The 11588-nt window shown below is 64.9% G+C and carries 12 protein-coding genes; 6 read left to right on the top strand and 6 right to left on the bottom strand.

Going from position 1 to position 11588, the window contains the following annotated elements:
- Positions 1-65: 65 nt before the first annotated feature.
- Entirely contained in the window at positions 66-1010 is a 945-nt protein-coding gene (locus M1B34_RS04065; RefSeq protein WP_268264492.1) for a LysR family transcriptional regulator, read from the bottom strand.
- A 155-nt stretch (positions 1011-1165) separates the two neighbouring features.
- Between M1B34_RS04065 and M1B34_RS04060 the strand changes: the two genes are divergently transcribed.
- A complete protein-coding gene (locus M1B34_RS04060) occupies positions 1166-3538 on the top strand; it encodes a TonB-dependent receptor (protein WP_268264491.1) in 2373 nt (790 codons plus the stop codon).
- Positions 3539-3601: 63 nt separating this feature from the next.
- On the top strand, positions 3602-4945 hold the full coding sequence (locus M1B34_RS04055; RefSeq protein ID WP_123328964.1) for an aryl-sulfate sulfotransferase: 1344 nt from the start codon (positions 3602-3604) through the stop codon (positions 4943-4945).
- 46 nt (positions 4946-4991) lie between these two features.
- Here M1B34_RS04055 and M1B34_RS04050 read toward each other — a convergent pair whose 3' ends face one another.
- The 5 genes from M1B34_RS04050 to M1B34_RS04030 all read right to left on the bottom strand — a co-directional run bounded on the left by M1B34_RS04050 (position 4992) and on the right by M1B34_RS04030 (position 7951).
- On the bottom strand, positions 4992-5318 hold the full coding sequence (locus M1B34_RS04050) for a hypothetical protein (protein WP_123328966.1): 327 nt from the start codon (positions 5316-5318) through the stop codon (positions 4992-4994).
- 54 nt (positions 5319-5372) lie between these two features.
- Positions 5373-5723: a hypothetical protein gene (locus tag M1B34_RS04045; protein ID WP_123328968.1), complete on the bottom strand. Its 351-nt coding sequence runs from the start codon at positions 5721-5723 to the stop codon at positions 5373-5375.
- The gene (locus M1B34_RS04040; protein WP_268264490.1) at positions 5720-6181 is read right to left on the bottom strand and encodes an SMI1/KNR4 family protein; all 462 of its coding nucleotides are present in this window, start codon (positions 6179-6181) and stop codon (positions 5720-5722) included. The genes M1B34_RS04045 and M1B34_RS04040 overlap by 4 nt, the downstream gene beginning before the upstream one ends.
- A gap of 101 nt (positions 6182-6282) precedes the next feature.
- Positions 6283-7503 carry a CynX/NimT family MFS transporter gene (locus M1B34_RS04035; RefSeq protein WP_123328970.1) on the bottom strand — a complete coding sequence of 407 codons (1221 nt, stop codon included), beginning with the start codon at positions 7501-7503 and terminating at the stop codon, positions 6283-6285.
- Positions 7490-7951 carry a nucleoside deaminase gene (locus M1B34_RS04030; protein WP_123329891.1) on the bottom strand — a complete coding sequence of 154 codons (462 nt, stop codon included), beginning with the start codon at positions 7949-7951 and terminating at the stop codon, positions 7490-7492. The genes M1B34_RS04035 and M1B34_RS04030 overlap by 14 nt, the downstream gene beginning before the upstream one ends.
- A 193-nt stretch (positions 7952-8144) precedes the next feature.
- Here M1B34_RS04030 and M1B34_RS04025 point away from each other — a divergent pair, with 193 nt between their 5' ends.
- The 4 genes from M1B34_RS04025 (at position 8145) to M1B34_RS04010 (ending at position 11324) form a co-directional block, all read left to right on the top strand.
- Complete coding sequence (locus M1B34_RS04025; RefSeq protein ID WP_268264489.1) at positions 8145-8999, top strand: LysR family transcriptional regulator; 855 nt, start codon at positions 8145-8147, stop codon at positions 8997-8999.
- A 303-nt stretch (positions 9000-9302) separates the two neighbouring features.
- Positions 9303-10115 carry an energy transducer TonB gene (locus M1B34_RS04020; RefSeq protein WP_123328974.1) on the top strand — a complete coding sequence of 271 codons (813 nt, stop codon included), beginning with the start codon at positions 9303-9305 and terminating at the stop codon, positions 10113-10115.
- A gap of 80 nt (positions 10116-10195) precedes the next feature.
- A complete protein-coding gene (locus tag M1B34_RS04015; protein ID WP_268264488.1) occupies positions 10196-10921 on the top strand; it encodes a MotA/TolQ/ExbB proton channel family protein in 726 nt (241 codons plus the stop codon).
- Between the two features lies 1 nt (position 10922).
- Complete coding sequence (locus M1B34_RS04010; protein WP_123328978.1) at positions 10923-11324, top strand: ExbD/TolR family protein; 402 nt, start codon at positions 10923-10925, stop codon at positions 11322-11324.
- Positions 11325-11588 lie beyond the last annotated feature (264 nt).

Below are 11588 nucleotides of genomic sequence, written 5' to 3'. Positions count from 1 at the left end.
CTTGAGGCCGATGCAAAACCCGAGGGCCTCATCGCCGGCAAGCCGGCTCCTACCTGGCGCTGGGGTCAGACGGCGAGGTTGTCGAGGGTGCAGATGTCTTCGTCGAGTTCGTCGGTGCGTTTGATTTCTTCGATCATCGCTTCGGCCAGTGGCGATAACCGGTAGCCGGCGCGGCTGACGATGCCGTAGCGGGTGTAGAGCTCTTCCAGGTCATCGGCCAGTTCGTCGATCTTCAAGCACACCAACTCGCCCTTGGCGTGGTGCAGCGCATCGCTGTAGGAGCCGACGATGCCGATGGCGTCCGAACGCAGCACCACGCCCAGCAGGCTGTAGCTGTTTTCACACTCCACATTGGGCGTGAAGTCCGGGCGGCCGCTGAGGTCGACGATGACCTTGCGCAGGTTCGGCGGGCGGATGGTCACTGCCAGCGGGTAGCTCATCAGCTCCGCCGCACTGACGCTGTCGCGGCCGGCCAGAGGGTGGCCGGCGCGGCAGCAGAAATGCCATTTGCGCGGGCGCAGGCGCTGGGTCAGGTAATCCGGGTTGGCCTCGAAATGCCGGGTATCGGCGACAAAGAATTCGAACTCCTCGCTCAGCAGGCGTTTGCTCAGGCTCTGCCAGTCATCCACCTGGAACTGCACCCGGGCCTTGGGGTAGCGCCCGATAAAGTGGCCGATGGCCCGCGGGATCAGCCCCGAAGCCGGTGCCGGGCCGCAGCCGAAGCGCAACTCACCGGCCTCCAGGCCATTGAACTGGCTGATCTCGTTGGCCATCTGCTGCGCGCCGCTGACCAGCCGCCGTGCGTGCTCCAGCAGCACCTGCCCCTGCTTGGTCGGCGCCAGGTCCTTGCGCCCGCGATCCACCAGTTGGCAGCCGACGCTGTGTTCCAGGGCCTGGATGCTGCGGCTGAAGGCCGATTGCGAGAGGTTCACCGCCATGGCCGCCGAGACAAAGCTGCGCTGTTCAGCGAGGGCGATGAAGTGTCGGAGCTGGCGCAAGTCGATATGCATTTTTCACATTAAAAATATCGGGGAAATGCATTGGCTATGCATTAGGTGGACTCCTTATAAAGGCAATCTCTTATGCAGTAAATCTTTGTAAAAACATAAATAAATAACTTTAAGGAATATACGGTTCTGTATATTTTCTGACCAGGAGCCGCCCCATGAGCCCGTTGCACCTTGCCTCACCTCTTTCCCCTCGGCGGCTCAAGCGCCTGCCGCTGGCCCTGTTGCTGGCCGGCAGTGCCGGTTGGTCCCAGGCATATGCCGCCGAGGTCGAAGCCCCGGCCGAGAGCCCGGCCCAGGCCGCGCCGGCCAAGAGCAAAGCGTCGGGCGGCCAGTTGGAAACCGTGACCGTCACCGCTCGCCGTCGCGAAGAAAGCGCCCAGAACGTACCGACCCCCATGAGCGTGATCGGTGGCCAGGCTCTGGAAAGCCAGCGGGTCTATCGCATCCAGGACCTGCAACAGCTGGTGCCCAGCGTCAACGTCGCCTACATGCATGCGCGCCAGTCCAGCGTGTCGATCCGCGGCCTGGGCAACAACCCGGCCAGCGACGGCCTGGAAGGCAGCGTCGGGCTGTACATCGACAACGTCTACCTGGGGCGCCCGGGCATGGCGGTGTTCGACCTGATGGACATCGAGCAACTGGAGGTGCTGCGCGGGCCCCAGGGCACCCTGTTCGGCAAGAACACCACCGCTGGGGTGATCAACATCAACACCCGGGCGCCGAGCTTCACCCCGGAACGCAGCATCGAAACCTCGGTGGGCGAGGACGGCTATTTCCAGACCAAGGGCACCATTTCCGGGCCGTTGAACGATGAACTGGCGGGGCGTTTCTCGGCGTACCGCACCCGCAGCGACGGCGACATCAAGAACGAATACAACGGTCACGACCTTAACGGCGGGTCGCGCCAGGGCTTTCGCGGGCAGTTGCTGTATAAGCCCAACGAGGACTTCAACCTGCGCTGGATCGGCGACTACAACGAAGAGGATTCCAGCGCCGGCACCCGGGTGCTGTACAGCACCGGGCCGACCATCAACGGCGTCAACCGTTACGAAACCCGGGCGGCAGCGGCCGGCGCAACCCTGGTCGACGGCTCCAAGCGCAAGGTCAACCTGGACAGCGACCAGCAGGTGACGGTGTTCCAGGGCGGCACTTCGCTGGAGGCCAACTGGACCCTGCCCAGCGACTTCACCCTGACCTCGGTCAGCTCCTACCGCTGGTGGAACTTCACCCCGCGCAACGACGATGGCCTGAATGTGCCCGCCCTGCGTAACGGTGGCGTGTCGGTGGAGGATAAACAGTGGTCCCAGGAGTTCCGCCTGGCCTCGCCCAGCGGCGGCTTCTTCGACTACGTGCTGGGCGCCTACTACTTCGGTTCCGACCTGGACAACAAGGCCTTCAGTTACTACGGACCCCAGGCGGATGTATGGAACGGCACTCCTGCCGGCGCCCTGGCCAACGTCAGCAGTGTCGGCAACGGGCACATCAGCACCGACAGCTTCGCCCTGTTTGCCCAGGGCACCTGGCACCTCACCGAGCGCCTGGACTTCACCGCCGGGTTGCGCGGGACCTATGAAGAGAAGAGCGCCTGGGTCAGCCGTAACGCGCCGGTGGGTGGCGCTGCGGTGGCCGGTGCTGCCACTGCCGTGCGCCAGGGTCGCGCCGGCGCCTACGACTCCGGTGACCTGAACCAATACAGCACCAGCCCTTCGGGGTTGTTGAACCTCAGCTATCGCTTTACCGATGACCTGCTGGGCTACGCCACCTTGTCCCACGGCGAGAAGTCCGGCGGGGTCAACCTCGCGGTGGGCACGGCGCCCACGGCAGGCGCCGACTCGCTGCTGGTCGGCACGGAGCGGGCCAACAATGCTGAGCTGGGCTTCAAGAGCACCCTGTGGGACCGGCGCCTGCAGCTCAACGCCAACCTGTTCTGGACCCAGGTCAACGGCTACCAGACCAACGCCTATGACGACGCCAACCGCGTGCAGTACCTGACCAACGCCGGTTCGGTGCGCTCGCGCGGGGTGGAAGTGGAAAGCACCCTGGTGCCGCTGCGTGGGCTGACCCTCAACCTCAACGGTTCGTACAACGACGTGCGCTACCTGTCGTACAAGGACGCGCCGTGCCCGCCGGAAGTCAGCCTGCGGCCTGGGGCGCCGGCGTCTTGCGATCTCAGCGGCCACCAAGTGGTGGGGGCCTCGAAATGGATCGCCAACGCCAACGGCGAATACAAATGGAACCTGGATAACGGCCTCGAAGAATACGTCACCGCCAGCTACGCCTTCCGTTCCAAGGCGGTGGGCACCGTCGAGGATTCCGACTACGGGCAGATCCCCAGCTACGCCGTGGTCAACCTGTCCACCGGCTTGCGTGGCGACTACGAGCAAGGTCAGTGGGACGTCTCGCTGTGGCTGAAAAACGCCTTCGACAAGACCTACTACACCACCCTCTGGACCGGCTCCAACGGCGCCTACGAGGGCTTGCTGGGCACTCCACGGACCTTGGGCGTGACCGGCCGCTACGACTTCTAAGACCGCTGCATGCTGCCCGCGCCGCGTTGTGCGGCGCGGTTCGAACCGCACAGGAGTGACCCCATGTTGCGCATCAAAACCGCTTTACCTTTGCTGTTGGGCGGCGCCGTGCTGGCCGCCAATGCCCTGGCGGCGCCCAGTGTCTACCCCACCGGCGTGACCCGTTACGACCCGGCCAAGGCCTATAACCAGTACGTGATTTTCAGTGGCGCCGACAAACAGACCCACCTCATCGACATGAACGGTAACGCGGTCAAGACCTGGCCGCAGTCGGGCTTTCCTTCGGCCATCATCGACCCGCAACTGGTGGGCGGTGAACGCGGCCGAGTGCTGTTGCAGCTCAAGGACAAAGACCCCGGCAAGCTCGGTTCGGCCGGCAACGGCCTGGGCAATCAGAGCGTCGGCGAGCTGGACTGGGACGGCCAGGTGGTCTGGCAGTGGGGCGACCAGGCGCCGGGCGGTGCTGCCCAGCAGCATCATGACCAGCGTCGCCTGAGCAACGGCAATACCCTGGTGCTGGCCAACAAGGTGCACAAGGTGGCGGGCTTCAAGGTGCCTCAGGTGATCGATGATGTGATCTATGAGGTCAGCCCCGACGGCGCGGTGAAATGGCAATGGCTGGCGTCCGAGCACCTCAAGGAATTCGGCTTCACCGCAGCGCAGTTGAAGCTGGTGCACGCCAGCGACAACCCGGACTACCTGCACATCAACAACCTCAGCGTGGTGGGCCCCAACCGCTGGTTCGATGCCGGTGACCAACGCTTCGCCCCGGACAACCTGTTGATTGATTCACGCAACGCCAACTTCGTCGCCATCCTCGACAAACACAGCGGCAAGGTGGTCTGGCGCCTGGGGCCGAACCTGCCGCCGATCAACCCGAAAACCGCCGGGCAACTGCCGCGCCCGGTGGACCAGTTTGTCGGTCAGCACGATGCCCATATCATCCCCGCCGGCTTGCCGGGCGCGGGCCACTTGCTGGTGTTCGATAACCAGGGTTCGGCCGGTTACCCCTCGGTGCCCTTGGGGCTGATCGCCGGTTCGCGGGTGCTGGAAATCGACCCGATCAAGAATGAAATCGTCTGGCAATACACCGCCGCCAACTCCAAGCAGCCGGGCTGGGCCTTTTACAGTTCGTTCATCAGCAGCGCGCGGCGTTTGCCCAACGGCAACACCTTGATTGACGAAGGCATGAACGGGCGCTTCTTCCAGGTCACCCAGGGGGGTGACATTGTCTGGGAATACGTCAGCCCTTACCTGGGCAAGGCCCCGGGCAGCGACGCCATCAGCAACTGGGTGTACCGCGCCTTGCCGGTGAGTTACGACTGGGTGCCCAAGGGCACGCCGCGCTCCGAAACCGCGGTGCTCGCCCCGTCGCAAAGCCTGCAACCCACCAACGCCAGCCGTTGATCCCGAGGGCTACGGGGCGGCCTGCGGGCCTGGTCGGGCCTGGGCCCTAGAAGTAAAAGAACAGCCCGGTGTTGTACGCCAGGGCTGTTCGATTCAACTGCACCCACTGCTGACCCAGCGCGGCCTCGCCCACGATTGGCGAGACGGTCGCCAGGGCCAGGCTCAGCGCCGCCTGCCCTTGAATCGCGGCGTCTTCGTAGTCGTCGATCAGAATCCCCAGGGCCTGGTTCAGGGCGCTGAACACCCCACTGTCGCAGAGCGCGGCATAGTCCTGGGCAGACAGTTTCCACTCCAACAGATCCCCGGGCAGGCACTGGTCCAGATCGAGGCGCTGCATGGCTTCGGCGGTGGTGGGTACGACGATGCATTTCATCGGGGCAAGCCTTGTGGGGAGCGCAGCGTTCGCTCAGTGATCAACGTTCGGTGCTCAATGCTCAAGCATGTAGCGCTCGATGCGTGCGATGTACTCGGCTTTGCTGCGGGTCCTGAATTCCTCCAGGAACACCTCCGAATGCTGGATCGGTTGCTGATGCTTGTCGTAGCGGAGGGTCAGGAACTCGACGACGAATTCACCCTCGGGGTCGCCTTCGGGTTCGACCCGGGAATCGAAGCAGTAACCGGTGCTGCGGCGGCAGCCTCCCAGCAACACCGAGCTGCTGAACCAGTGGGCGGTGTCGGGCGTCAGCTCCACGTCAAACAGGTTGTTGAGGGTGATGGTCCAGCCGCTGGGCACGCGCAGGGCTTGCAGCGAGTACTGGAGTGGGGGGCGTTTTCTCATGGGCGCCATTGCTCGACAAATTGCTGGAAGTCGGCGGCCACCGGGTAGGTGTGTCCGCTGTCGGGAGCAAACAGCGCCACGGTGATGGCGGCGCCAGTGGTGTTCAGGCACACCAGTTGATCGCCGGCGTCTCGGGCGATGGGGATCAGGCCTGGCGCCAGCCCCGCTACACGCTGGCCGGTGGCGTACCACAGCAACGAATAGGGCTCGGCCTGCGCGGTGAATTTGAAGAACTCGCTGATGCAGGTTTGCTGGCCGCCGTAGTCGAAGGTCGACCACTCCGGCGACGCCTCGTCGGCGTAGCTGACCAGGTCCAGGTACAGCGGCGGCAGGTTCACGCCGAGGTGTTGCTGCACCAGGGCAATGACCGCCTCATCCACCGATGAGCCCGCTTCGATCCCCCAGGTTTTCCAGTCCATGGTCATTGCCGGCACCCCGCCTTTGAATTCGTCTGCCACGCGCCCGATCCTGCTGGACCGGGCGTTCGTTGGGCGCGAATTGTAGGCGTGATGACGGTCGCTGTGTAAGCCCGGTGACGTGCATCAGCGACCTCGCGGGCTTAGCGGCCGGCTTCCAGCGCCGGCCCGGGCGTGGCCGCCTCGGGGGCGTGGCGATAGCTGGCCGGGCTGAACACCCGCGTCAGCACCAGCATGCTCAACACGATGACCGTCAACACCCACCAAGCGCTGACGAAGCTGCCGGTGAGTTCGCGCAGCCAGCCGCTCATCCACGGCGACACGGCATTGATCAAAAAACCCACGCCCTGGACAAAGGCCGCCAGTTGCCCGGCTTGGCGTGGATCGCGGCGATGGTCGAGGGTCAGGATCAGGCTCAGGGCAAAGCAGGCGCCCAGGCCGAAGCCGATCAGCGCCACCCACAGATGCGGCGCTTGCAGCGGCCACAGCACCAGGCCGCTGAACCCCAGGGCCTGGGCGCCCAGGCTGATGCTCAGCAACGGGCGGCGATCAATGCTGCGTTGGGCCAGGGCCGGCATCAGCAAGGCAGCAATGACCTGGAAGATGGTCATGAAGGCCAGCAGCGAACCGCTCTGGGTCGCACTCCAGCCCAGTTGCAGGTAGTAGGCCGGCAGCCAGGCCACCATGCTCATGTAGCCGCAATTGACCAGGCCGAAATACAGCGCCAGCAACCAGGCTCGACGATTGCCCCAGAGCCGGGCCGCCGGGGCGCTGCCGGTGTGCCTGGGGCCAGCAGCCAGGGGCATGCCCCACCAGAGCAGCAACGCCGCCAGGGCCGGCAGCAGCCAGATACCCAGGCCCGCTTGCCAGTGGTCGAAGTGCTGGGCGACCACTGGGCTGATCAGCGCCGCCAGGCCACCGCCGCCCATCAAGGCGGCCGAGTAGACCCCCATGGCCAGCGCCACCCGCTGCTGGAACTGACGCTTGATCAGCGCCGGCACCAAGGCCTGGATCAACGCCACCCCGGCACCGCCCAGCAGGGCCGTGGCCAGCAACAGGGCGGCGGCCTGGCCCACCAACAGCCGGGCCAGGCATGCCAGGAGAATCAGCAGCAGGCCCAGGGCCACGCCGCGACGTTCCCCCAGGCGCGCTTCCAGGCGCACGCCCAGCAACGCCACCAGGCCCATGCAGATCACCGGCAGGCTGGTGAGCCAGGCGCTGCTCTGGAAGCTCATGCCGGTGGCGCCGCGAATGTCATTGAGCAGCGGGCTGATGGAGCTGAGGATCGGTCGCAGGTTCAAGCCCAGGGCCAGCAGCAGGGCCCAGCCGCCAAGCCCGGTCAGGGAAGGTTTAGCCTGGCTCATGCTGCACCTGCCAGGCCTGGTAGAGGGTTGCCATCGCCGCGTGCGGCAGATGCTCCACGGGCAATTGCCGGGCCTCCGGCGCCAGACTCAATTGTTGGTAGATCCCTGCGGTGGACAGGCCAAACCCTTCAGCCAGTCGATTGTCGGCGGCGAACACGGCCCGCGATACGCCGCTCAGGTACATGGCGCTCAAACACATGGGGCAGGGCTGGCCGCTGGCGTAGATCACGCAGCCCTCCAGGCGTGGGCCCAACTGGCGACTGGCACTGCGGATCGCCAGCATCTCGGCGTGGGCGGTGGGGTCCTGGGTCAGGTGGATTTCATTCACCGTCTCGGCCAGCACCTGGCCTTGGCGAACCAGCACCGCGCCAAATGGCCGGCCGCCCCGGGCGACATTGTCCCTGGCCAGGTCCACGGCTCGCTGCAGGTAGTGTTGATCGTCATGCAGGGTCATGTGTTCTCCGTTTCAGTGGGCGCCAGCGTCGCGCGATCGCCGTCTGGCGGCGTCTGTTGCAAAGCCCTGGCAGCCCGGCCGCCGGCAGGCTGTGCCTGGGAATAGGGGCCGAGTATGGTGAAGCGCTAAAGTATTCTAAAATTAAATATAAGCATGCCAAGCAGTGGCATCTGTAATGGTGAAACCCATGCTGGATCCCGTGTTGTTACGCACCTTTGTGGCGGTCGCCGATTGCCAGAACTTCACCCGCGCCGCCGAGCGCCTGAACCTCACCCAGTCCACTGTCAGTCAGCAAGTACGCCGGCTGGAGCAGAACCTGGGCTGCCCGTTGCTGGACCGTGATCAGCGGCGGGTGGTGGCCACGACCGAAGGCGAGCGCCTGCTGGCTTATGCCCGACGCATCCTGGCGCTGCACGCCGAAGCCAGTGATGTGCTGAGTAACCAGCAAAGCGATGGCGTGCTGCGCCTGGGGGTGCCGGAGGATTTTGCCGCCGAGCGCCTGATGCCCCTGCTGTCGCGCTTTGGCCAGGACCACCCCGGGGTGCGCCTGGAGGTCACCAGTGGCCTGGGCCCGGAGTTGCTGCGCGGGTATCGCCGAGGCGATTTCGACCTGTTGCTGGTCAAGCAGATGGGCCACAGCGACGACTGCCTGGTGTCCTGGCCCGAGCCGTTGTGCTGGGTCGACAGCCGTGGCAATCCTGCGTTTGCTCGTGACCCCTTGCCCTTGGTGGCGTTTCCCGTCGGCGGCTTGTACCGCCAGGAGATGCTGCAGCACCTGGAGGCCGGCGGCTGGCGTTGGCGCATCGGCTATTCCAGCGCCAGCCTGGCCAGCGTCTGCTCGGCGGTAGCGGCGGGACTGGGCATCAGCCTGCTGCCGGTGCGGGTGGTCACGGCGGAACATCGGGTACTGGGCGCCGACAGCGGCTTGCCGGACATCCAGGGCGTGCGCCTGGCGCTGTATGCCGCCGCGGGCTTGAGCCAGGCCGGCAAGGCATTGCAAGAGCAGTTGCGGGTGCTGGGAGCCACGGGCGCATCGAGGTAAGAGGCGCAACGGCCTGGGGCAGGGCTCTGGGCCGGCGCCCGCAGGCGGTTTTCTGATGCCTTGCGGGAATACTTTTAATGCGCGCAAAGCATCGGTTTTTTGTGCCTGCTCTGGAGCCCTTGATCCACGGGGCTTTGCCCGATTCGTTGAGTTCAAATATTCCATTTCGATCTATATGCAGCCTTAAAGATTACTTTAAGGGATAAGCCTGTGGCGTCGATCATTCACTCCGCGACAGCGTTACGCGGGGGGTGTCAGGCGCCGCTGTCGGGTTATTCGCAAAAGACCGTAGGGAGTTAATCAATGGGCAAAGTCCAGACCGCCGCCAGTGCCCAAGAGGTGCTATGGCGCCAGGCACCGAGCGGCGAGTTGGTCGACCTCGGCCGGCCCCACCGCTCGCCGCTGGGCCAGTTGCGACTGCAGAGAACCCCCAAGGGGGTGTTGCGCCGTCGTGAGGCGATCTTGCTGGGCGTGGTTGCACTGTTGCTGCACGGCGCGGTGATTTTCTGGGTCAGCCAGAAGCCGACGCCGGTGTTGCCAATCGTGCCGCCGGAAATTCCGCCGATGACCATCGAATTTTCCCAGCCGGCACCGCCGGTGGTGGAGCCGCCGCCACCGCAACCCGTGCAGCCGGTGGTCGAGCCTCCGCCGCCCGTGGAAGACGAGTTGGCGGTCAAGCCGCCACCGCCCAAACCGGTGCCCAAGCCAAAACCCAAGCCCGTGCCCAAGCCTGAGCCAAAACCTGCGCCCAAGCCGGTGCAGCAAGCCGCGCCGCCTCAGCCCGCGCCGCCGGTAGCCGCTCCTGCGCCACCCGCACCGCCGGCTCCGGCCCCGGTGACCCCGGCTTCGGCCAACGCCGCGTACCTGAAGAACCCGGCGCCGGAGTACCCATCCCTGGCCCAGCGTCGCGGTTGGGAAGGCACGGTGCTGTTGCGGGTGCATGTACTGGCCAGCGGCAAGCCGGGTGAGATCCAGGTTCAGAAAAGCAGCGGTCGCCAGCAGCTCGACGATGCCGCGCTGGCGGCGGTGAAGCGTTGGAGCTTCGTGCCGGCCAAACAGGGCGATGTGGCCCAGGACGGCTGGGTCAGCGTACCCATCGATTTCAAGATTCATTGATGCGCTGTGCCCTGCACACCGCTATTGCCGGCCAACCGGCTCCTAATTCGCGCTAAACGCTTACACAGAGGGAACACATCATGACGTTACTGGCATCTCCACTGGAATCCATCGAAAGCGCGGTGATCTGGCTGCTGGTGGTCTTTTCCGTCGCCACCTGGGGCCTGGCTTTGCTCAAGGGCGTACAGTTCGCCCGTCTCAAGGCTCAAGATCGCAAGTTTCATAAACAGTTCTGGGCGGCCTCCAGCCTGGATTCGGCGGCCGAGTTGAGCGAAACCCACCCCGGCGCTGCCGCCCGTGTGGCCCAGGCCGGTTACGCCGCGATCCAGGTTGGTGATGCGCCCCATGCCGCCGACCTGAGCCAAGCCATTAACCATCAGGACCGCCTTGAGCGCGCCCTGCGCCAGCAGATTGTGCGTGAGCGACGTTCCCTGGAAACCGGCCTCGCGGTGGTCGCCAGTATCGGCAGCACCTCGCCCTTTATCGGCCTGTTCGGCACCGTGTGGGGGATCATGGAAGCCCTGAAAGGCATCAGCGCGGCGGGCTCGGCGAGCCTGGAAACCGTGGCTGGGCCGATCGGTGCAGCCTTGGTTGCCACCGGGGTGGGGATCGCGGTCGCAGTGCCGGCGGTGCTGGTTTACAACTATTTCCTGCGCCGCTTGAAGCTGACCGCCGCCGACCTCGATGATTTTGCCCATGACTTCTACAGCCTGGCGCAGAAGAGTTCGTTCCGCGTGCTGATCCACCCGGCGGCGCACAAGGCGGCCGCCCAGGGCAGCGCGCAGAAAGTGAAGGAGGCGTCCTGATATGGCCTTCTCCACCCAAGACAGCGATGAGGTGCTGAGCGAGATCAACGTCACGCCGCTGGTGGACGTGATGCTGGTGCTGCTGGTGGTGTTTATCGTCACCGCGCCGCTGTTGACCAACGCCATCCCCATTAACCTGCCCAAGACCGAGGCCGTGGCCCCGGTGGAGCAGAAAGACCCGCTGGTGGTGAGCATCGACGGCGCTGGCAAGGTATTTATCAACAAGGATGAAATCCAGGCCGACCTGCTGGAGTTCAACCTCCAGGCGGCCAAGGCCAAAGACCCGGACGTGCGCGTGCAATTGCAGGCCGACGACGGGGTGAACTATGGCGAAGTGGCGCGAGCCATGGCGTCCATCGAGCGGGCGGGCATCACCAAACTGTCGGTGATTACCGCGCGCTGACACCGAGCAACATGCCACGACTTTTCGGGCCGTCTCCTTGGCAGGGTGCGGCCCTTTTTTATGCCCGCCCCAAACCTACGCCCACCCCCCGCTGTAGGCGCTGGCTTGCCAGCGATGGCGCCCTCCAGGGCGGTGCAAGGCTGGGTGACCTGATCGCCGGCAAGCCGGCTCCTACGAGGACTGTGCGCCTCGCTTTTTGTGAGGATGCTGGCTTGCCAGCGATGGCGATCTCAAGGATGGGTCGCCCAAGGCATCGGGCCCGTG

Source organism: Pseudomonas morbosilactucae (assembly GCF_023241715.1).
Classification (GTDB): Bacteria; Pseudomonadota; Gammaproteobacteria; order Pseudomonadales; family Pseudomonadaceae; genus Aquipseudomonas; species Aquipseudomonas morbosilactucae.
Note: the sequence above shows the minus strand (reverse complement) of the source record. Positions and strands in the feature narration are given on the sequence as shown.